A 19,315-nucleotide genomic window follows, 5' to 3' on the forward strand; every position below is an offset into this window, starting at 1 on the left:
ATGCCCAATTTTTTCACTCCTGAGTTCGGGCCGCTGAGAGGTGTCAGAGTTATAACAACGGGAAGCATCATAGCCGGCCCCACCGCAGGTACAATTCTTGCCGACCTCGGTGCGGAGGTCATTCATGTGGAGAGGCCAAAAGTTGGCGACACGCTAAGAGTTGTGCCACCTTACTTTGAAGCGGACGGCAAAAGGATTGGCGGCGAGTTCGTATGCGTTACGAGAAACAAGCTCAGCGTTGCACTCGACATAAAAAGCGAGGAAGGAAGGAAAATATTCTACGAGCTGCTGAAGCATGCGGACATCTTCATCGAAAACCTCGTATGGCTTGAGGAGAGGTACGGCATTACGGACAAGGATATGCTCGAAGCAAATCCGAGGCTCGTTATAGTCCACGTCAGCGGTTTTGGGAGGTCTGAGTTTGGAGGGGAGGATGAGAAGTGCGGGAGGGGAAGCTACGACATAATCTCCCAGGCTTACTCAGGCTGGTGCAAGCTTGCAGCCCCTCCCGGGATGGAGGTTCACAGGCTCCCTCTCTACATTGGAGACTACGTCACGGCCCTCTTTGGAGTAATAGGGGCTTTGTCTGCCTACGTTTACGCAAAGGAGACAGGTAGGGGACAGGTTGTGGACGTTGCACAGTTCGAGGCGATTGCGAGAGTTATAGAGATGTATTACACGATGTACCACAACCTCGGAATAAACAGGGAGGGAGAGGGGCTGAGGGTTTTCAACACACAGCCTTACGGACTGTACAGGGTGAAGGACGGCTGGATAGCCATAGGTGCTATTGGGCCGGGGCTCTATCAGAGGTTCATTCAGGCTCTGGCCAAGGCCACGGGAATAAATCCTGCCGACTATCCCTACGAGGAGTGCGCAGCATCGCCAGAGGCTGTTAACAGCGAGAAGGGAAGGGAGCTTGACAGAATATTCAACGAGTACCTGATGAGCCACACCAAGGAGGAGGTTGAAAAGCTTTTCAACGCCTTCAGAGTGCCGTGTTCGAGGGTTTCGACGCCTGAGGATGTCGTCAGGGACAGGCACTGGATAGAGAGAGGAGATATAATCGAGGTTCTGGACGAAACCACCGGAAGGCTGGTGAAGCAGGTCGGAATAGTGCCCAAGTTCTCCGAAACTCCCGGCAGAATCTGGCGCGGCCCCCCTAAGCTTGGTTCTGACACCAAAAAAGTCCTGAAAGGTTTGCTGAATCTGTCCGATGAGCAAATTGACGAACTGAAGGCGAAGGGAGTTGTCGATTTTTGAGGAAAACTTCTTAAATTTTGCACCACAATCTTTTGTTTATGGATGAATCCTTCGGGCTCCTGCTGGAGAGCATGCCGGAGGCAGTTGTTGTGGTAAACCGGGAAGGAGAGATTACCTACTGCAACTCGAAGGCAAGAAGAATCCTTGGAAAAGATGTTGTTTCATTGAAAGTCTGGGAAATTGAGGGACTTGAAAGTGGAGAAAAAATGCGAGATTTCATCAAAAGTCTGGCGAGCGGAAGGTACACCAAAAAAAGAGAAGTTTTTGAGTTCACCGCCGGCAGGAAGATATTTTACCTCTCAATCTACGCAACAGAGCTTCTTGACGGCTCAGGATTCATACTCACATTCAGAGACATAACCCCAATCGTTGAGTCGAGCAGAAGAATTGAGGAGCTAAACGATGTGCTGAGGCTCATCAACAAGCTGCTCAGGCACGACATTCTCAACAAGGTGACCATTGCGAGGGCAAACATAGAAATTCTGTCTGATGAAATAAAATCTGAAAGAATTCCGGTGGCTCTGGAGGCTCTGGATGAGGTGGTTGAGCTTATCGAAAGGGCGAGAGCCTTCGAGCAAACGCTGACCAGCGGAGAACTCGTCGAAATCAGGCTGGGAGATGTCGTTAAAGAGGTGGCGGAGGATTTCAGCGTGAGGGGTTTGAAGGTTAGAGTCGAGGGTGACGCCACCGTTCTCGCGGACAAGGCGATATACTCGGTCCTTACAAACCTCCTTGAGAACTCGCTGAAGCACGGAAAAAGCACGGAGGTTGAGATAAGGGTGGAAAAGAGGGGAAATTTTGCTGTTATGGTGGTGAGGGACGACGGCAAAGGCCTGCCTGAAGAGGTAATCGACAGGATTTTCGAGGAGGGTTTCACCCACGGGGACTCGGCAGGAAGTGGTCTTGGACTCTACATCGTGAAGAAGGTAATAGAGAGGTACGGAGGAGAGGTAAGAGCCTGCAACGATGGCGGAGCTGTTTTCGAAATAAAATTGAAGTTAGCCACCTGAAATAGGAGTTATGAAGATTAGCGCATCACCGTCGTTAAGAACTCTGTTCTTCTCCTTCTGATAATCCACAAGACTGTTGTTCATCATTATCCTGACGTTTCCCCTCTCCAGCAGGGGCTCTATTTCAGCACTCAGCATCTCCTCAACAGCCCTAACAGCATCTCCGAGCGTGCTGCCTTCTCCAAGGTCAAGATGGAAGCTCCTGCTCTCGTAATCGACAAGGCTCCTGAACTGAACCGCCGAGAGCGTGACCTTAACCTTCATAAAAAATTAGGAAAATTCGGTTAGGCCGAGATCCTCAAGCTTCTCCTTCGTGGGATGGCCATTATCGTCAAGTCCCCTGAGTCTGTAGTATATTTCAAGCATCCTTTTGACATTGGGCGAGTATCCTCCCGTCCCACCTTTCTTCAGAGGTCTCCTGACTATTTCCGGCAGCTTCTCGTCCTCTTTCTTCATTCCGAGCTTCAGATTTATCATTCTCTTCAGCATGTAAGTCCTCTCACCGATTTTTGCCACGTCGCTGGGCGTTACGCTCTCCCCGGTTATGGCGGAGTGGAAGTTTGCAGCATCGCTTACCCCTATCAGGCCGAGCATGCAGAGTATGTAGCTGTTCCACATCTCCTTGGCGCTCTGGTGAATTACGTGCATCCTAACCTTCTCCTCGCTTTCGTCGAATCTGTTTGTCGGGATAACTCCAAGCTCCGGAACAGGAGCGGCGCCGATGTCCACCGTGAAGTAATCGGAGTGGAGGTGGCACGCTCCTCTGGAGGAGGTGGCGTAGGTCAGCGCCATTCCGCTGAAGGCCCTCGGGTCGTGCATGGGAATCTCCAAACCCTTCACCTGTGCGGTCTCCTCCTCGCTCACACCGAGCTTTTTCGCCGCAACCTTTGTTCCCTCCGCCAGCAACTCTCCAAGCCCCTCTCTACCCACGATTTTCTTCAGCATCTCAAGAAGCCCCTCAGCATCTCCGAACCTCACACCGTCTTTAAGCAGGCCCTTTTCAGTCAGGTACATGGCAAAGGCAACGCTGACTCCGGCTGAGATGACGTCCAGTCCTGCCTCGTTGCAGTACTGCGTAGCATCGAGTACTCCGTCAAGATCGTAGATTCCGCAGAGTGATCCGAGAGACGCAACGCTCTCGTACTCCATCTTTACCCCTCTAACTCTGTGACCGCAGATGACGGGGCAGTTGGCACAGCCCTCTGGCTTTACCTCGTAGTTTTCAAGCATCGCCTCTCCGGAAATCCTGAATACCGGGAATACGCCCTCGGTGAAGTACTTTGCTGGCGTGTCGCCAAGCTCGTATCCCTGTGTTGTGTACATCAGCGTTCCGTAAGTGTGCCAGAGCTCCTTGCCGGGATTTGCAGCAACGCTTTCCAGCAGTGCAGAGTAGTGCTCCTTGAGCTTAGCCTCGTCAGCAACATCCGGTAGGCCAACCTCGCCAACAACTGCAATCGCCTTCAGGTTTTTGCTGCCCATGACCGCTCCCATTCCCGTTCTCCCTGCAGCCCTGTGAGAATCGTTGATGATGCACGCATACTTGACGAGGTTCTCCCCAGCCGGCCCTATGCACGCAATCCTTGCCTTTTTGTCTGTTTCGTTCTGGACGATTTCAATTGTTTTGCTCGTGCTCTTGCCCCAGATATCCCCGGCGTCCCTGAACTCAACCTTTCCATCGGACACGAAAAGGTAGGTGGGCTTTTCAGCCCTGCCCGTCAGTATTATTCCGTCAATTCCCGCCTTTTTCATACTCACGGCGAAGAAACCTCCAGATGTTGACTCGCCCCACAGCCCAGTCAGCGGTGATTTGCCCACAATGACGTGCCTTCCAGAAAATGGAGTCTGGCCGGTAAACATTCCGGTCAGGAAAGCCAGCGGTGCTTCGGGCGAGAGCGGGTCGAGGTCTGCGGTGAGTCTGCTGTAGAGCATCGCCGCACCAAGTCCCGCCCCACCGACGAACTTCTTTATCATCTCCTCTGTAACCTCTATCTCGCTAACGGTCGAGTTTGAAAGGTTCACTTCCAGAATTTTACCATGAAATCCCATCATACTCACAACCTCCCATAATACATATCCATCAACAACTCCTTCGCCTCCTCAACAGTAAGCTGCCTCGGAGCGAAGGGCCCTGTTGGGTCTTTAACAACGTACTGTGCGAAGGTGTCGAGCTTCTCCTTGAAGTCATCCTCTTTTATGCCAAGGTCTCTCATAGTCGTTGGTGCCCCTATTTTCCTGTAGAAGTCCATGAAAATGTCTATGAGCTTTTTCAGCGTTTCTTCGTTGCTGCCTCCTCTCACGCCAAGCTCCTCGGCAAAGCTGAGGTACTTATCATCCACCTCCGCGTAGAACTTGATGACGTAGGGTATTGTAACCCCACACGCCATACCGTGGTGAACCTCGAAGAGCGCGCCTATGTTGTGCGCAACTGCGTGGGTCGTTCCTATTCCGCCGTTCGAAAAGGCTGAACCTGCAATCATGGCGGCAATCTGAGTTTTGAGCCTGATCTGCGGGTTGTCGGGGTACTTCAGGGCTAACGGGAGGTACTTGAAAACGAGCTTTGTCGCTCTCACCGCCAGAGCGTCGGAAATTTCGTTGCTCGACCTGCAGAGGTAGCAGTCAACTGCATGCGACAGGGCATCCAGCCCCGTCCCAAGTGTGAGATTCGGAGGCATTTTCAAAACAAATCGCGGGTCGAGGACGGCGAAGTCAGGATAAAGCTCAGGATGCACAACACCCTCTTTCCTGTGCGGCTCCACAGTGTCATCTGTAATGACCGCAACGTTTGTTGCCTCGCTTCCCGTTCCGGCAGTTGTTGGGATGCACGCCAGAAACGCCTTTCTCCTCAGCCCGATCGGCTGCATCGCATCGACGTTTGTCAGGTCTGTCTGCGGAGCCTCGTAGAGAATCCACGAGGCCTTCGCCATGTCCATAACGCTTCCACCACCAACTGCCACAATCAAGTCGGGCTGGAGGGCTTCCATTTTTTCTGCAGCGGGCTTTATCGAGCTCAACGGCACCTCAGGCTTCGCTTCGTCGAAAATCTCGACTTCAATGCCGACACCCTTAAGCATTTTTTGCACTGTCAGAGCAAGGGCTCTCACTCCCTTATCGGTGACTATGAAAGCCCTCCTTCTTCCGAACTGCACCATGGCTCCAGCAAACATCTGCAAACCGGCCAACCCGTAGAAGGTCTTCGGCATGATGAATGAGTTCAGCAGAAGCTTCGACTCTGGAACGCTGTAGGTCGTTATGATGGTTCTCAACTCAGGTCTGTCCATCGGCCATTCAGCCATACACAACACCTCCTTATTTGGGCGGTTCCGGAATAAGGACCGCAAATATGCCCTGAGCGGCGAAGAATATCGCGGCTACGGTGAAGGCGGTGGTGAAGCCAGAGCTTGCTGCGATTGGGGCGATTATGAAAGGTGTGCTGAGAAAGCCGCCGAGGCAGAGGAAGGTGTTCAACACACCAGTAGCCCCGCCTATGTACTCAGGCTTCATCCTGCTGTCAACGAAGGGGAGGTAAGCGGGCACCGCCATCCAGTGCGGGATGACTCCCGCCGCAACAAATCCCGCAAGGCCGACAAGAACCCACATGGCGTTGACGTCCCCGCTGAACCATGCTGCAAGCATCAGCGCAGAGAAGAGTATTGAGAGCACGATTATGTAAAGCCTCACTTTGCCGGTTTTGGCACTCAGGGCGGGGAAAACGAAGGAACCAACCCATCCCGGATTTGTGATGAGCGAGACAATCGCTCCTCCTACGGCAATGGGTATCCCAAGCTCAACGTAGGCTGCTGTGGCAAACAGAGCCTGCCACGGAACCATTCCGCTCATCGCCAAGAAGGTGCCCAGCGCAGCCCCCCAGATTGCCCTGTTGCTGAGCGCCGCCTTCGCCCCTTCGATTACCGGCGCCTTCGGAATCTCCACTCCTGGCGGTGCGTTTTTCACAAAGGCGGCGAAAATCAGTGTCGCAATGAATATTACACCCCCACCAAGAGTGTTGGCGTACTCCCAGCTTGGGAAGTAGGGTGCAATTACCATTCCCGTCGAGAGGAATATCATCATCGAGGTCAGATAGATTCCCGTCGCCAGTCCAACCTGGTGGGGTGGGAACCAGGCGTTTATGAGCTTTGGAAGGTTCACGAACACAATTCCCAGTCCAACTCCCAGTATTGCCTGAGAGAGTAACAGCGTCTCCACTCCAGGATAGGCTCTTACAAAGGTCCCCAGAGCGGCTATAACCCCTCCGATCGTCGCAGCGGTTCTCACCCCCACTCTGTCCGCAAACATGCCTGCAGGGAATGAAAGCAAACCTGCTATGAGCCACGGCAGTGTGAAGGCCAGTGAGTAAGTCGTCTGGTCGATGCCGTACGTCTCCATCAGCACTGGAGCCAGCGTCCCCATGTCGTACCAGAAGAGAAACAGCGTGCCGAAAAGAAGCCATGCCAACCCCAAAACCACCCATCTGTAACCCGAATACTCCATGGAGAATCGTTTGATTAAATATTGATAAAAGTTATTGACTTACTGAAGTTAAATCTATCTTTATCAAAAAGCGGTTTTTATGGTAGTGGTCATTTCCGAAGAATGCCTGAACTTTTGGCCAATGCCCCTTTAAGTTAAATTGCATTCGCACTATGTGCAATCTAATTTGTTTTTAAATCCTGTAATACGTCAGTGAAATAAAACCGCAGTCCGACAATAAAAAAGATATACTGCTGAGTGTAACTAATTATGTTGACAAGTTCCATCGAAGATGTAACGGAGTACCTCGGAAAGCTTGGACTGACAAAAAAAAGAGTCTGAAATTTATGTCGCCCTCCTCAGCTCCGGGCCAAAGACGGGGATGGAGCTGTCCAAATTAACCGGTGACCCTGCACCCTTCGTCTACAGAGTTTTGAAGAGGCTTGAGGGTAAGAAAGTGGTTTTCAGGATATCTGAGAGCCCAATGATATTCAAAGCCTATCCTCTCGACATCGTTTTATCTTCTCTGATCCACGAGAGGGAGAAAGAGCTAAAAATGCTGTCATCGACCAAAGATACTATTATCAAGCTCTATGAAACCAGCCTGATGAGAAATCAGGGTGAGAAGGGGCTCGACTTCATTGTGGTAAACGGCATCACGGACACAATAAATCTGATTGGGGACATGATAGACAGGGCGGAGTGGGAGGTCAAGAACATGGTCGGAGTTGAGGGGGTTGAGAGAATTAAGTACTGGCATATCATCGAGTACGAAAGGGCGATTTCGAGAGGTGTTAGCGTGAAGCTGATAACATCCATGGACTCCGCAAGCATACCCTCTGAAATAACCGAGATTGCCGAGGTGAAGTACTTGAAGATACCGATGAACGCCCGCTTCGTCATTTCTGACGATAAAGAAATACTGATTATCACAACAGATGAGGAAAGAGACATGGTATCGATATACTCAAAAAACAGAGGTCTTGTGAAGACTCTCAACGAAATTTACGAGTACATCTGGGCATCAATCTGATTTTTCATAACTTCTCAGGGACTCTGCCGGGAATTCACAAAATTTATTAGGATAAATGTACACTACTTGTGGTGAGAGCATGAGGTACATTGTGCTTTCCAGACTGACAGACGAGGGCGCTGAAACCCTCAAGGAGAAGCCTGAGAGAGTGAAGGAGGTAAATCAGGAGCTTGAGAAAATGGGTGTGAAAGTTATAGAGCAGTACGCCGTCTTTGGCGAGTACGACTTCGTCAACATAATAGAGGCTGACGACCCAGCGGTTGTTATGAAGGCGATGGTCGAGCTGGCCAGCAGAGGGACAATAAGGACGGTAACAATGCCAGCCATACCCGTGGATGAATTTCTGGAAAAATTGAAGTCATGAGTATTTTTCTATTATTTCTTTAAAAGCATTGAGCACGTAATCCACCTCTTCATCGCTCAGCCCGTATGTGGAGAGCTTGAAGTACCTTGTTAGGCCGGGCTTTATTCCGTGTATTTTTCTCGACTTGAGCTCCCTGTAAAGGAAGAACCTTCCCCCCTTTGCTTTTTTGGAAATCTCGTAGAGAACCTCAGCATGGAAGAACATCAAATCGTGGTTGTGAGGATTATCGCCGAGCTGCTTTATTCCGAGTTTTTCCATTTCAGCAGCGAACCTCCTGGCCTTCTCTACCTCCTCATCCCACCTCTTAATCCTCTCCCTCACATGCGGGAAGGATGCCATCAGCGTTATGATTGTCGCACCCCTTGCGGTGCAGCCGAGGAGCTCAACCTCCTTGTTTTTGTACTTCTCGGATCTTCTCAGCACAATTTCAGCCCACTCCTCCTTCATTCCCATCACACCTATGGGTCCGCTTGCGGCCATGCTCTTGTGCCCGCTGCCGACTATGAAGTCAGCACCGATTTCCTTCAGGCTTACTGGCATTCTTCCGATGGCATATGCTCCGTTAACGAGTAAGGGAACGTCATACTCGGAGCAAACTTTTGCAATTTTCTTCACATCGGGAAGGTTGCCGTAGTTGCCATCGGGGTAGGTTATGAGGGCAAGGACAACCTCACCCCTTTTCTTGGTCTCCTCGATTGTTTGGGCGAAGTTTTCGGGGGTAATGGCGTAGTCGGGGTAGTCAGTTTTCGGAACCAGCGCAATGTTGAGCCCGGCCCTCTCAGCAGCAACGTAGCTGGAGTAGTGGCAGTTCTCATCCATGACAACCCAGGCATCTTTTTTGGCGAGGGAGTGCATCACTGCAAACTTCGCCTCCCTCGCCCCGTTTGTTACTCTCGCCACATCACAGCCCAAGAATTTTGGAAGCTGATTGTGGATGAAGTCGTGAATGGGGGGAGTCTTTATCTCGTCTAGCCTTCCTGTGGTGCAGAAGTCGCAGACGCTGTAGCCATCCCCCCACTCAAGCAGAGCCTGCCTCGCCTCCTCGGTGAGCTTTCCGCCAGTCTGCAAAGGGTCGATGTTTATGAAGTCCTTTGTCTCCCTTTTGAACATGCCTTAAGGCAGATGCAGAACTTAAAAAAGTTTAGCATGTCAGATGAGCTGCGAGAACAACTCTCCTACCGGCTTTGAGCAGTTTGTTGTAGCGCTTTACGGCTTCATCAGTTCTCTCCACTATAACCTCCGCTCCCAGATTTCTCAGCTTCTCTATCACCGCATCATCCACCACAACCCTCCCGCTGGCTCCCGTGCCGAAGACTACAACCTCCGGCCTGAGGTCAAAGACCTCTTCAATGTCTTCCAGAAAAACTCTGTGCCCCTCCTTTCTCCACCAGTTCGGCTTGAGAAAATCCGGCCCAACAATGACGTCGGAAGTGTAATCCCTGCCACCAATTCTGATACGGCCAAAGGAGTAGTGTTCAACCTCCATGAGATAAGGTTTTCCGTTACGGAATTTCTTCCTTACTCCTGATCTTTGCTGTCTGTTATACTGTTATTTTCGATGACGGAAGAGTAACATCCTACGATGCTCTGCAGATTCTCCAGTTTGCTGTTGGCGTCAAAGATCCACTTTTTGTTCAGATATACGCTGTTGTTCACGAGCTCAAAGTCGGAGATGTTCTCAAGGATGAAAGACTGAACTGGTATATACTGAAGGAGAGCGGAGAAACGCTAAGGGTTGGAGTTGAAATTGCCGACGGGAAAGTTAAGGATATTCGCAAAGGTGAGCTGATCAATCCATCAATGAACGTTTATTCAGACGAGGGCACAGTGAGAGATTTGCTAAGCAAAAAGGACCCGAAGCTCCTGAAAGAATATATAGACAGTGGAAAAATCAGGATCGAAGGGGTGGGCATAGGCAACCAGATAAAAATAGCTCTTGCCAAGATTTTCGGAATTTTATCCGATTTCTATTTTTAAGTTCACCAATATATAAAAGCCTTAAAACGTTAAAGTTTACAAGTCCGCCAAGTACGTAAAGCAATGCGCCTCAAGGATGTCTTCGTATCAGAGCTAGCAAGAAGAGGGGTCAGCAGAGTTGGGACGAGGCTCAAGAAGGTAATGTCTTCACCCGACCCCATCGCCAGAATGGCTCTCTACGTGGCTAACGGCAAGGCGGATGTTTGCAAAAGCGACGGTGGGCTGCAGCACTCCTTTACGCTCGATGGACAGTTCGTTGATTTGCCTCCGAACGCATACGTCGGGAAATGCCGCTCTGATATTTTGCTGACGAGGGATGAGCTTACGAAGCACCCCTTTCCCTACGTGGTGGTGGACTGCAGGTTTTTTGATGAGCACTCTGAAAAGGAAAGGTGGAAGATAGAGCTACAGGTGAAGCAGACTCTCGGCATTGTCAGGGAATACATGTGGGATGAGAAGCTGGTAGTGACCTACCGGAACGTTGGGTTTGGGAAATATTATCCCTCAACCGAGGAGTTTCTGAGGGAGAAGGGGATTGAGAGGGTCGTGCTGCTTGATCCAAACGGGGATGAGCTTTACAGAAGGACGGGGGCGGAGTGCTTCATTATCGGAGGGATAGTGGACAAGTCGGGGACGAAGAGGGGGTACACGAGCAGAATTGGGAGGGCGCTTGAGAGGGAGGGCGTGGAGGTTGATTACCGCAGAATTGAGCTCAGGGGGGATACCGTTGGCGTGCCTGACAGAATAAACCACATAGCGGAGATTCTGCTGAGGGTTGAACTGGATGGAGAGGACGTGGAAAGTGCGATAAAAGCTGTGCAGCCACCGCTCGTGGCGAAGTGGAGGCTTAGAAAAGAGCTGCACGAGAAGACGGTCAGGGTGTGTGTGGGAGAAAGGGTGGTCAGGGTTGTTGAAAAAGGCGCCTTCGATGAGTTCAGGGAGTGGCTCAACATAACCATGAGGGACTTTTACGATGTCTGCAGGGAGCAGAAGTTCTTTGTCGTGTCGGAGAAGGTTATGGGCAGGATAAAGGCTTCGGAGTGGGATGAAAGAAGGAGGTGTTTCAGGCTAAACCATAACTAAGAGAGACCGAGCTCATCCTTTACCTCCGTCAGCCCCCTTATTGCGACTTCGTACAGCTTTTCCAGTGGCATTCCGAGCTTTTCTATCATTCTGATTCTGTCCCTGTCGCATCCAGCAGCAAAGCTCTTCTCCTTGAACTTCTTCTTGACCGTTTTTGGCGTCACCTCTGTTATCTTTCCGCCCTTCACCAGAGCGCATGCTATAACCAAACCGGATACGCTGTCCGCTGCCTGCAGGGCTATCTCCACGGGCTTCTCGTAATCGCCAAAGAGCATGTGGTTGTGCCTTTTAACCACTTCAGCAATCTCCTCTTCCACACCTTCCTTCAGCAGAATCTCAGCCCCAACCAAACCGTGCTTCTCCATATCCCCCTGAGTCTGCTCGTAGTCGATGTCGTGGAGAATGCCGATTGTCCACCATTTCTCCTCATCCTCTCCAAGCTCCCTCGCAAGGGATTTCATGACCGCCGCCGTTGCGATGCAGTGCTTGATCAGCTTTTCATCCCTAACATACTTTTTTAGAAGTTCGAGGGGTTCCATGCTTGTGATTTGAGGGTTGACTTTTTTGCTTTTTCCCCACTTTCGGGTGTTTGATGGATTAACCCAAATCAACGTTTGTCCCAGAAGTATTTTCGCGAATCGGTTACAACTGAATTGCACCAAACATTGGCTATCATTCAAACGAGTTGAAACTAAACTCATCAATGCTATCAAAAAAGGCAAATCTTAAATAAAATCATGCTAAAAATGAAAAATAATGGAGGTGGTTGCTTGGCTTACATAAGCGATTGCAGCGTTTATCTGCCGGTATGGAAGCTCAAAAGGGATGAGATATCGAAGGAGACGGGAATGCCCTCGATGGGGGGTGAAAGGGCGGTAGCGCACTGGGACGAGGATAGCATAACAATGGCGGTTGAAGCGGCAAGGAAGTTTGATGGGGCGTTTGATGCAGTCATATTCGCCTCCTCCTCTCCACCATTCAGAATCAAGCAGTGTGCGAGCTTCATCGCCTCAGCCCTCGATTTGCCCGATAGCACCTTCACGATGGACATAACTGACACAATGAGGGCTGCAACCGATGCTCTTATCACAGCCAACGAGTTTGTTGATTCCGGAAGGTTCAGCAGAGTTCTGGTTGTTGCTGGCGATAAAATTCCTACAAAGCCCGGCACACTCTACGAGCAGCTTTACGGAGATGCTGCTGCAGCGGTTGTGGTTGAGAAGGAGGGCGGGGCGAAAATTCTGGGCTACAGCACCTCAACCAAACCCCTTCCAGGTTCGTGGATGCTTGCAGATGACGATACAGTCAGGGACTACGACATGAGGGTTGATGCGAGGTATGGCTATGCAGCGAGCGTTCAGAAGGCTGCGATGCCCCTCTTTGCCAAACTTGGGTTAAGTCCAGCGGACATTGACAGGATTGTGGCTTCTGCTCCTGACCCAAAAAGCTATCAGGGATTGCTGAAGGCAGTTGGGGCAAGGCCTGAGGAATTCTACTTCGACAGCGTTGGAATTGCCGGCTCAGCTCACCCCTTACTTCTGCTGGCCACACAGCTTGAGAGGGAGGGAAGAATTCTGCTTGGGGGCTACGGAGAGGGAGCTGATGTCATAGCTGTAGAGATTGAGCAGGCGATGGACAGCAACATGGGCAGGATGCTTGAAAGCAGGAAGGAAATCAGCTATGGAGATTATCTCTTCAACAGGGGGTTTGTTGGTGTAAGAGATGCTCCTGACCGCCCCTCGCTGACGAAGTTCTGGAGGGATGAGAAGTCCATTATCCGCTTTTACGGGATGAAGTGCAAAAGTTGCGGGACAGTTAGCTACCCCATCTCAAGATGCTGCATCGAGTGCGGGGCGAAGGATAACTATGAAGAAGTGAGGCTTGGAGAGAGGGGCAAAATCTACACCTTCACCATCGACTATCTCGTCATGCCCGGCAACTATGCGGGAGATGGAGTGCACCCCCACTTCATTGCGGTGGTTGACCTCGACGGAGGGGGGAGAGTGCTGTTTGAGCTCACCGACACGCTGAGGGATTTCAGCGGTGTTGAATGTGATGCAGAGGTGGAGAGAACCTTCAGACTGCTGTTTGAGAAGAACAGGTTCAGATACTACGGCTGGAAGGCCCGCCTGCCGAGGTGATATCATGAGAGAGGTTGCGGTTATAGGTTGTGGTGTTACGAAGTTCGGGCACCACTGGGAGAAAGACCACGAGGATTTGCTGGTTGAGGCAACGTATGAGGCTATAGCAGATGCAAATGTCGAGCTTAAGGATGTTGAGGCTGTTTGGTGCGGAACCTTCTACCCCTCAACCGGAATAAGCGGAAACGTCTTCAGCGACACGCTGAAGTTCTTCGGCAAGCCGATAAGCAGAGTTGAGAACTACTGCGCAACGGGAATGGACAACATCAGAAATGCCGCCTTTGCCGTTGCGAGCGGGGCTTACGATTTGGTTATTGCTGCTGGGGTTGAGAAGCTGATGGATGCTGGAAGCAGGGGACTGCCGCCAATAGAGGGAATTTTCAGCGTTGCGATGCCCTACGTCAGCGCTCCGGCAATGTTCGCAATGGCGGCAAACAGGGCCTTCAAGGAGTGGGGATGGACAAGGGAAGATCTGGCAATGGTTGCGGTGAAGAACCACTACAATGGAGCGAGGCATCCCAAGGCACACTTCAGAAGCGAGGTAACAGTGGAGAAGGTTCTGAAAGCCCCTATGGTTGCTTACCCGCTTGGCGTTTACGACTGCAGCGCTGTGAGCGATGGTGCTGCTGCCGTTGTCCTCACAAGGCCTGAGATAGCGAAGGAGATTGTTGGGGATGACTATGCTGTTATAAAGGCTGTGGGAATGGCTGTGGAGACGATGCACCCTTGGCACCGCCCTTCGGAGAGCTTCCTGAGTTTTCCAGCGACGGTTAAGGCTGCGAAGATGGCTTACAAGATGGCGGGAATTGAGAATCCGAGAAAGGAGCTTGACTTCGGCATTGTCCACGACTGCTTCACAATAACGGAGCTAATCAACTATCAGGACATGCAGCTATGCAAGCCCGGAGAGGGGGCTGAGCTGATAAGAAACGGCGTTACGGCGATTGATGGCGACTTCCCCATCAACCCCGATGGGGGGCTCAAGTCCTTCGGCCACCCAATAGCTGCCAGCGGGGTGAGGATGGTTGCAGAGCTGACAAAGCAGGTTCTCGGCAAGGCTGAGGGGCTGCAGGTGAAGGATGCTGAGGCAGGCTTCGCCCACAACCTCGGAGGGCCTTACTCAGTTGCCACCGTAGCGATAGTTTCGAGGCCCTAAACCTTAAGGTATATTCTTACAATTTTTCCCCTTTCGCTTTCAACTGTAAAGGAGTCCGTTGAGGCTGGGACAAGGCAGGAGTAGCCGCGATGCAGGTCTGCAGTCTCCTTTCCCCTCAGGATGAAGTAGCCTTCAGCAGCATAAAGAATGTTCATCACGCCCCCAGTCTTAATCTCCGCCGTACCTGTAACATCTACAACCTCCAGCCCGAAGTTCTCCGTCTCAGCCATCCCCTTCTTTCCCTTAACCTCAAATTCCTCAACCTTTTTGGTGTTCAGAACCTTCTTGACCTTCTCCCAGTCGTTTTCGTTGAAAAAGTACGCAAGGGTGGAGTTTGATGAAACCTCAAGAACCCTCAGCCCCTCTCCAGCGTGGGGAATGCCGGGGCGGATGACGAAGGTGTCGTATGGTGTGGTTTCGAAGGTGTTCAGGAGCGTTTTGAAGTCAAAGTCCTCCTCTTTCAGCTTCTCCTCAAGCTCCTCAATTTTTACATCTTCCTTGAAGCCGGCGTAAGCTTTTCCCTTGTTGAAGACGAGCCATGCGGACTCTACTCCACCCTCCGCCTCTCCGAGACTCTCGGCTGCCTTGTCGGAGGGGTGAACGTGAACCTGAGTTGGGGAGGCAGCATCAATCAGCCTGACGAGGATGGGGAACTTGCTGAACTTCTCAGCAGCCCTCCCCAGCAACTCATCCCTGTGTTTTGAGAAGAGCTCGATCATGCTCAGCTGCTGCCCCTTAACCAGAACCGTGGAGGGACGGGAAGTGTGGGCTGAAAACTCCCAAGATTCTCCAATGCCGCTCTGTCTGAAACCCTTAAGCAGCGCAATCCACTCCCCTCCCCACGGCCTCTCAACCAGATTCTCCTGAGCCTGAAAGATAAAACTCGGAAGCTCCATGAAGTCAGTTGTTAAAGGAATATATAAAACTTGTGGGATAAATACGCGTTCTCTCTCGGCCTTCTGTGAAAACAGGAGATTACCAGTGGGAATTTAGAAAAGAGAGTTGCTGAGATGATTAAAGTCCAAAGGGGGTATTGTTAACTCAAAATCGGTGAGAGCAATCGTTCTTGGTATTGGCTAATATTTTGTCTTTCGATCCAGAATTTCCTCGATAAAAATTTCAAAAGAGAAAAATATTTTTCACTTCTGTTTCATCAAAATGACGTGAACTGACAAATCAGCATGCTTTATTTCTGTAAATTTTTATCTCACATCATTATTACCACAATAAGTATAACAACCATATGATATAACACGATCGAAGATGCGAAGAGGGCTGAGAGGTTATGGACTTCGATGAGAAAAGGAGGATCCTTGCAGAAAGGCTGAGGGACGAGCTAAACCTGAGCGAAAAAGTTTACAACGCAATAAAAAAAGTTCCGAGGCATCTCTTCGTTCCAGAACGCTATAGAACTATGGCTTACGTCGATACACCTTTGCCAATAGGCTATGGGCAGACGATAAGCGCTCCACACATGGTTGCGATCATGTGCGAACTCCTAGATCTGAGAGAAGGGGAAAGAGTTCTCGAAATTGGAACGGGTTGCGGTTATCATGCTGCTGTTACAGCTGAGATCGTTGGAAAAAGAGGACTCGTAGTTTCCGTGGAGAGAATTCCGGAGCTAGCGGAGATTGCGAAGAGGAATTTATCCGCTCTTGGCTACGAGAACGTAGTAGTTATCGTTGGCGATGGCAGCCTGGGCTATGAACCGATGGCGCCATACGATAAGATATACGTCACAGCATCAGCGCCAGACATTCCGAAGCCGCTTTTAGAACAGCTCAAAATTGGTGGAAAAATGGTTATTCCAATCGGAGAAACTACTCAGTTTCTCTACGTTGTTGAAAGGGACAACGGGGTTCGAAAATGGAGCTGGGGGGCTGTTAGGTTCGTCCCGCTTTACGGAAAGTATGGCTTTAGACCTCTTGAGGAGTAGTCTCGGGTTCCTGACGACGCTGCCAGTAAAAGGAGACGTAGACGTGCTCAGAAGGAACCTCTGGGTTTTTTCCTTCGTCGGGATTTTTATCGGATCTGTCATATCGATTCCGGCAGTTCTTGGTTTCTGGTTCCTCTGCGTTCTCCTCTACGTTGCGATCGAGGGTGTCAACCACATCGACGGACTCGCAGACTTTGGAGACGCGTTCTTCGCTCCAGAGGAAAGGAAGAAGGTTGCGATAAAGGACTTGAACCTCGGAACAGGCGGGGCTGTTTTCCTGTGCGTCTATTTTCTGATCCTCTTTTACTCCTTCCAGCGAGTCAGCGCTTTCTACATAATCTTCTCACAAGTTCTCGCGAAGTTCTCGATGCTCCTCTTGCTCACAACCTCGAAACCAGCTTGGCAGGGTATGACGGGGTTCATGATGGAGTTCGCGAGGAAGAGAGATGTAGTCATCGGATCTCTGCCCTTGCTATTGGTCGTCCTTAAGCCTTTGGCAGTTTTTCCGCTTCTCTTCGCGATAACGATTTCACTGCTCGTGAAGAGATACGCGGAAGAGAAATTCGGCGGTGTGAGCGGCGACGTCGTTGGTGCGAGCAACTGCTTAGTTTTTGCTGGTTCTTTGCTCGTCTGCTACTTTCTGGCTGATTGATACTCGTTTCTGGGATTTAAAGTGCTTCCGAAGCAAAAGTTTTATTCATGAAACTCGAAGTCTCCGAAAATGGAAATAGTATTCGTTTACGACGCTGTTTACCCGTGGACAAAGGGAGGAGTTGAGAGGAGACTTCACGAAGTTGGGAGGAGATTGTCTAACGAGCACAACGTCAAATGGCTTTGCGTCGGATGGTGGGGAAAGGAGAAAAGAATTCAAGAAGGTGTGGAGTTGATTCCGGTTTGTAAGGCTCAGCAGTTGTATTCGAGGGGAAGAAGAACGATCAGAGAAGCTATGATCTTCGCAGCGAGTTTGCTTAAAAAATCAAGGATCAAAGCAGACGTTATAGACTGCCAGGTCTTTCCTTATCTTTCAGTCTTTCCATTTGCAACTAGAAAAGAGCTCGTCCTTACCTGGCACGAGTTCTGGGGGGATTACTGGTACGAGTACCTTGGCAAAGCCGGGTTTTTCGGAAAGGCTGTTGAAAGGATCGTTGCTAAGCTTAAGGCAAGAACTATCGCTGTCTCCGAGACTACGAGAAAGGCTTTGGAGAGCTTAGGAATAAGGGCTACGGTAATACCGAACGGCGTCGATTTTCCAAGGATTTCAGAAATCCCAGCCTCTTCCGAGGAGTGGGACGTGATCTTCGTAGGAAGGCTCATAAGGGAGAAAAACCTCGAACTCCTGTTCGATGCGATGAAACTCCTCCCAGAGCTCAATTGCCTCGTAGTTGGGGACGGTCCTGAGAGAGAAAGGCTTTCAAAGATCGCCCCAGCAAACGTCGATTTCGGAGGCTCTCTGGGCTACGAGGAGGTGATATCGATGATGAAGAGCTCAAAGGTCTTCGCGATTCCTTCGAGGAGAGAAGGTTTTGGCATCTCCGCTCTCGAGGCGAACGCCTGCGGATTGCCAGTGGTAACGATTAGACATCAAATGAACGCCGTTGTTGAAATCGCGGAGAAAACTGGGTTCGTCGCAGAGCCACATGCAAGGGACTTTGCAGAAAAGATAAGGCTCGCATTGGAGATGCGTAGAGAGATGAGGGAGAAATGTATAAATTTCGCAAAGAACTTCGACTGGGAGGTGATAGCCAGAAGGCTGGAGGAATTTTATGAAGGTGTCCATAGTCCTCCCAACGAAGGACGAGCAGAATAGCATTGAAAAAGTCGTGAGAGACTGTCTTTCTCTCGGATTTGAGAAGGAGATAATCGTTGTCGACGACTCCGCAGACAGAACTCCTGAGATAGCCGAGAAGCTTGGATGCAAGGTAATAAGAGGTGTAAAAGGGTACGGAAGAGCCTTTTTGGAGGGGTTTAGACATTCGAGCGGAGATATCATCGTGATGCTCGATGCTGACGGTAGCTACGATGCGCTGGAAATTCCAAGGCTGATCGAGCCGATTGTTAAAGGAGAAGCTGACCTCGTAATAGGGAGCAGGTTCAAGGGGAAGATAATGCCAAAGGCTATGCCGTGGCATCACAGATACGTGGGCAACCCAGTTCTGACGAAGCTTACGAATCTTCTATTCAAAACAAAGCTTAGCGATGTCCACAGCGGGATGAGGGCTTTGAGGAAAGATGCACTTGCGAAGATCGATCCGGTTTGCCCAGGGATGGAATTCGCAACCGAGCTCGTTTTGAAAGCTGCAATTAAAGGTCTCAGGATCGTGGAGGTTCCAATCACTTACCATCCGAGAATCGGTTTCAGCAAGCTGAGGAGCTTCAGGGACGGGTGGAGACATCTTAGACTTGTCTTGGCAGCTTCGCCGATATACCTTTTTCTTTTACCCTCTATAATCCTAATCCTTTTGGGAATAGCAACGGCTCTATTTGTTATAGTTCTGCAACCAATAAGAACGCACACTCTAATCTTTGGCTCAACTCTCCTCCTGCTTGGGATCCAGACCTTTTTCTTTGGAGTTTCTGGGAAGATATACCTGAGGCAGATAGGCTTCGGAGTCAGAGATTGGCTTACCGAAGCTTTCGGAAAATACTCCACAATGGAGAAACTCCTGTTTTTCGGACTCGCTCTCTTGATCCTCGGAACGTACTCTGGTTACAGAGTCTTCGCCAGCTGGGTTGAGAGGGGATTCGGGTCGCTTGCCGAGTTCAACCAGGCTTTGGTCTCTTTGATCCTCATAGTCTCCGGATTCCAGATTGCGATCAGCAGCATTTTCCTCAGCATGTTTCTCCTGAAAGAAGAAAAAGATAATAATAAGTAAGTGACACCCGTA

20 protein-coding genes and 1 pseudogene are annotated in these 19,315 nt (G+C 50.4%); 13 read left to right on the forward strand and 8 right to left on the reverse strand.

Annotated elements, in window-relative coordinates:
* Positions 1-1,263: a CoA transferase gene (locus AF_RS00090; RefSeq protein WP_010877534.1), complete on the forward strand. Its 1,263-nt coding sequence runs from the start codon at positions 1-3 to the stop codon at positions 1,261-1,263.
* A 38-nt stretch (positions 1,264-1,301) separates the two neighbouring features.
* Positions 1,302-2,273 (forward strand): sensor histidine kinase, encoded by a 972-nt coding sequence (locus AF_RS00095; protein WP_010877535.1) that lies wholly within the window; start codon positions 1,302-1,304, stop codon positions 2,271-2,273.
* On the opposite strand, the gene AF_RS00100 is transcribed toward AF_RS00095, so the two are convergent.
* The 4 genes from AF_RS00100 to AF_RS00115 are packed head-to-tail and all read right to left on the reverse strand — an operon-like array spanning position 2,262 to position 6,761.
* Positions 2,262-2,537, reverse strand: a complete 276-nt coding sequence (locus AF_RS00100) for a MoaD/ThiS family protein (protein ID WP_010877536.1) — start codon at positions 2,535-2,537, stop codon at positions 2,262-2,264. The genes AF_RS00095 and AF_RS00100 overlap by 12 nt on opposite strands.
* Positions 2,538-2,543: 6 nt before the next feature.
* Positions 2,544-4,322 carry an aldehyde ferredoxin oxidoreductase family protein gene (locus AF_RS00105; protein ID WP_010877537.1) on the reverse strand — a complete coding sequence of 593 codons (1,779 nt, stop codon included), beginning with the start codon at positions 4,320-4,322 and terminating at the stop codon, positions 2,544-2,546.
* Positions 4,323-4,324: 2 nt separating this feature from the next.
* Positions 4,325-5,566, reverse strand: a complete 1,242-nt coding sequence (locus AF_RS00110; RefSeq protein WP_048064153.1) for an iron-containing alcohol dehydrogenase — start codon at positions 5,564-5,566, stop codon at positions 4,325-4,327.
* Between the two features lie 13 nt (positions 5,567-5,579).
* Complete coding sequence (locus AF_RS00115) at positions 5,580-6,761, reverse strand: MFS transporter (protein WP_010877539.1); 1,182 nt, start codon at positions 6,759-6,761, stop codon at positions 5,580-5,582.
* A gap of 319 nt (positions 6,762-7,080) precedes the next feature.
* Here AF_RS00115 and AF_RS13800 point away from each other — a divergent pair.
* From AF_RS13800 to AF_RS00125, 3 genes and pseudogenes are all read left to right on the forward strand, one after another.
* Positions 7,081-7,236, forward strand: a pseudogene (locus tag AF_RS13800) (helix-turn-helix domain-containing protein); the annotation flags it as partial.
* Positions 7,237-7,296: 60 nt separating this feature from the next.
* Entirely contained in the window at positions 7,297-7,773 is a 477-nt protein-coding gene (locus AF_RS00120; protein ID WP_341871649.1) for a TrmB family transcriptional regulator sugar-binding domain-containing protein, read from the forward strand.
* 79 nt (positions 7,774-7,852) lie between these two features.
* Positions 7,853-8,137 carry a GYD domain-containing protein gene (locus AF_RS00125; protein ID WP_086975383.1) on the forward strand — a complete coding sequence of 95 codons (285 nt, stop codon included), beginning with the start codon at positions 7,853-7,855 and terminating at the stop codon, positions 8,135-8,137.
* Here the strand turns inward: AF_RS00125 and pscS are convergent.
* Positions 8,132-9,247, reverse strand: coding sequence for an O-phospho-L-seryl-tRNA:Cys-tRNA synthase (gene pscS, locus AF_RS00130; RefSeq protein ID WP_010877542.1), 1,116 nt, complete (start codon positions 9,245-9,247; stop codon positions 8,132-8,134). The genes AF_RS00125 and pscS overlap by 6 nt on opposite strands.
* A gap of 31 nt (positions 9,248-9,278) precedes the next feature.
* Positions 9,279-9,623, reverse strand: a complete 345-nt coding sequence (locus AF_RS00135) for an Mth938-like domain-containing protein (protein WP_010877543.1) — start codon at positions 9,621-9,623, stop codon at positions 9,279-9,281.
* A 314-nt stretch (positions 9,624-9,937) separates the two neighbouring features.
* Here AF_RS00135 and AF_RS12965 point away from each other — a divergent pair, with 314 nt between their 5' ends.
* Entirely contained in the window at positions 9,938-10,114 is a 177-nt protein-coding gene (locus AF_RS12965) for a hypothetical protein (RefSeq protein ID WP_156029464.1), read from the forward strand.
* A 63-nt stretch (positions 10,115-10,177) separates the two neighbouring features.
* A complete protein-coding gene (locus tag AF_RS00140) occupies positions 10,178-11,197 on the forward strand; it encodes a hypothetical protein (RefSeq protein WP_010877545.1) in 1,020 nt (339 codons plus the stop codon).
* On the opposite strand, the gene AF_RS00145 is transcribed toward AF_RS00140, so the two are convergent.
* Positions 11,194-11,736, reverse strand: a complete 543-nt coding sequence (locus tag AF_RS00145; RefSeq protein WP_231487530.1) for an HDIG domain-containing metalloprotein — start codon at positions 11,734-11,736, stop codon at positions 11,194-11,196. The genes AF_RS00140 and AF_RS00145 overlap by 4 nt on opposite strands.
* A gap of 231 nt (positions 11,737-11,967) precedes the next feature.
* On the opposite strand from AF_RS00145, the gene AF_RS00150 reads away from it, so the two are divergent.
* Positions 11,968-13,338, forward strand: a complete 1,371-nt coding sequence (locus tag AF_RS00150; protein WP_158296871.1) for an OB-fold domain-containing protein — start codon at positions 11,968-11,970, stop codon at positions 13,336-13,338.
* 4 nt (positions 13,339-13,342) lie between these two features.
* On the forward strand, positions 13,343-14,494 hold the full coding sequence (locus AF_RS00155; RefSeq protein WP_048064155.1) for an acetyl-CoA acetyltransferase: 1,152 nt from the start codon (positions 13,343-13,345) through the stop codon (positions 14,492-14,494).
* Here the strand turns inward: AF_RS00155 and manA are convergent.
* On the reverse strand, positions 14,491-15,390 hold the full coding sequence (manA, locus tag AF_RS00160; protein ID WP_010877549.1) for a mannose-6-phosphate isomerase, class I: 900 nt from the start codon (positions 15,388-15,390) through the stop codon (positions 14,491-14,493). The two genes, AF_RS00155 and manA, sit on opposite strands and share 4 nt — an antisense overlap.
* Positions 15,391-15,779: 389 nt before the next feature.
* Between manA and AF_RS00165 the strand changes: the two genes are divergently transcribed.
* From AF_RS00165 to AF_RS00180, 4 genes are all read left to right on the forward strand, one after another.
* Complete coding sequence (locus tag AF_RS00165) at positions 15,780-16,430, forward strand: protein-L-isoaspartate O-methyltransferase (RefSeq protein ID WP_010877550.1); 651 nt, start codon at positions 15,780-15,782, stop codon at positions 16,428-16,430.
* Positions 16,405-17,082, forward strand: coding sequence for an adenosylcobinamide-GDP ribazoletransferase (gene cobS / locus AF_RS00170; protein ID WP_048064156.1), 678 nt, complete (start codon positions 16,405-16,407; stop codon positions 17,080-17,082). Before AF_RS00165 ends, cobS begins: the two co-directional genes overlap by 26 nt.
* A 69-nt stretch (positions 17,083-17,151) precedes the next feature.
* The gene (locus AF_RS00175; RefSeq protein WP_010877552.1) at positions 17,152-18,237 is read left to right on the forward strand and encodes a glycosyltransferase family 4 protein; all 1,086 of its coding nucleotides are present in this window, start codon (positions 17,152-17,154) and stop codon (positions 18,235-18,237) included.
* Positions 18,194-19,303 (forward strand): glycosyltransferase family 2 protein, encoded by a 1,110-nt coding sequence (locus AF_RS00180; protein ID WP_010877553.1) that lies wholly within the window; start codon positions 18,194-18,196, stop codon positions 19,301-19,303. The genes AF_RS00175 and AF_RS00180 overlap by 44 nt, the downstream gene beginning before the upstream one ends.
* Positions 19,304-19,315 lie beyond the last annotated feature (12 nt).

It is taken from the genome of Archaeoglobus fulgidus DSM 4304, assembly GCF_000008665.1.
Lineage (GTDB): Archaea > Halobacteriota > Archaeoglobi > Archaeoglobales > Archaeoglobaceae > Archaeoglobus > Archaeoglobus fulgidus.

What these genes read in the sequence shown, in the direction of transcription:
- AF_RS00090 (WP_010877534.1), top strand. Translation starts at nt 1, where the DNA reads ATGCCCAATTTTTTCACTCCTGAGTTCGGGCCGCTGAGAGGTGTCAGA.
- AF_RS00095 (WP_010877535.1), top strand. Translation starts at nt 1,302, where the DNA reads ATGGATGAATCCTTCGGGCTCCTGCTGGAGAGCATGCCGGAGGCAGTT.
- AF_RS00100 (WP_010877536.1), bottom strand. Translation starts at nt 2,537, where the DNA reads ATGAAGGTTAAGGTCACGCTCTCGGCGGTTCAGTTCAGGAGCCTTGTC.
- AF_RS00105 (WP_010877537.1), bottom strand. Translation starts at nt 4,322, where the DNA reads ATGATGGGATTTCATGGTAAAATTCTGGAAGTGAACCTTTCAAACTCG.
- AF_RS00110 (WP_048064153.1), bottom strand. Translation starts at nt 5,566, where the DNA reads ATGGCTGAATGGCCGATGGACAGACCTGAGTTGAGAACCATCATAACG.
- AF_RS00115 (WP_010877539.1), bottom strand. Translation starts at nt 6,761, where the DNA reads ATGGAGTATTCGGGTTACAGATGGGTGGTTTTGGGGTTGGCATGGCTT.
- AF_RS00120 (WP_341871649.1), top strand. Translation starts at nt 7,297, where the DNA reads ATGCTGTCATCGACCAAAGATACTATTATCAAGCTCTATGAAACCAGC.
- AF_RS00125 (WP_086975383.1), top strand. Translation starts at nt 7,853, where the DNA reads ATGAGGTACATTGTGCTTTCCAGACTGACAGACGAGGGCGCTGAAACC.
- pscS (WP_010877542.1), bottom strand. Translation starts at nt 9,247, where the DNA reads ATGTTCAAAAGGGAGACAAAGGACTTCATAAACATCGACCCTTTGCAG.
- AF_RS00135 (WP_010877543.1), bottom strand. Translation starts at nt 9,623, where the DNA reads ATGGAGGTTGAACACTACTCCTTTGGCCGTATCAGAATTGGTGGCAGG.
- AF_RS12965 (WP_156029464.1), top strand. Translation starts at nt 9,938, where the DNA reads ATGAACGTTTATTCAGACGAGGGCACAGTGAGAGATTTGCTAAGCAAA.
- AF_RS00140 (WP_010877545.1), top strand. Translation starts at nt 10,178, where the DNA reads ATGCGCCTCAAGGATGTCTTCGTATCAGAGCTAGCAAGAAGAGGGGTC.
- AF_RS00145 (WP_231487530.1), bottom strand. Translation starts at nt 11,736, where the DNA reads ATGGAACCCCTCGAACTTCTAAAAAAGTATGTTAGGGATGAAAAGCTG.
- AF_RS00155 (WP_048064155.1), top strand. Translation starts at nt 13,343, where the DNA reads ATGAGAGAGGTTGCGGTTATAGGTTGTGGTGTTACGAAGTTCGGGCAC.
- manA (WP_010877549.1), bottom strand. Translation starts at nt 15,390, where the DNA reads ATGGAGCTTCCGAGTTTTATCTTTCAGGCTCAGGAGAATCTGGTTGAG.
- AF_RS00165 (WP_010877550.1), top strand. Translation starts at nt 15,780, where the DNA reads ATGGACTTCGATGAGAAAAGGAGGATCCTTGCAGAAAGGCTGAGGGAC.
- cobS (WP_048064156.1), top strand. Translation starts at nt 16,405, where the DNA reads ATGGCTTTAGACCTCTTGAGGAGTAGTCTCGGGTTCCTGACGACGCTG.
- AF_RS00175 (WP_010877552.1), top strand. Translation starts at nt 17,152, where the DNA reads ATGGAAATAGTATTCGTTTACGACGCTGTTTACCCGTGGACAAAGGGA.
- AF_RS00180 (WP_010877553.1), top strand. Translation starts at nt 18,194, where the DNA reads ATGAAGGTGTCCATAGTCCTCCCAACGAAGGACGAGCAGAATAGCATT.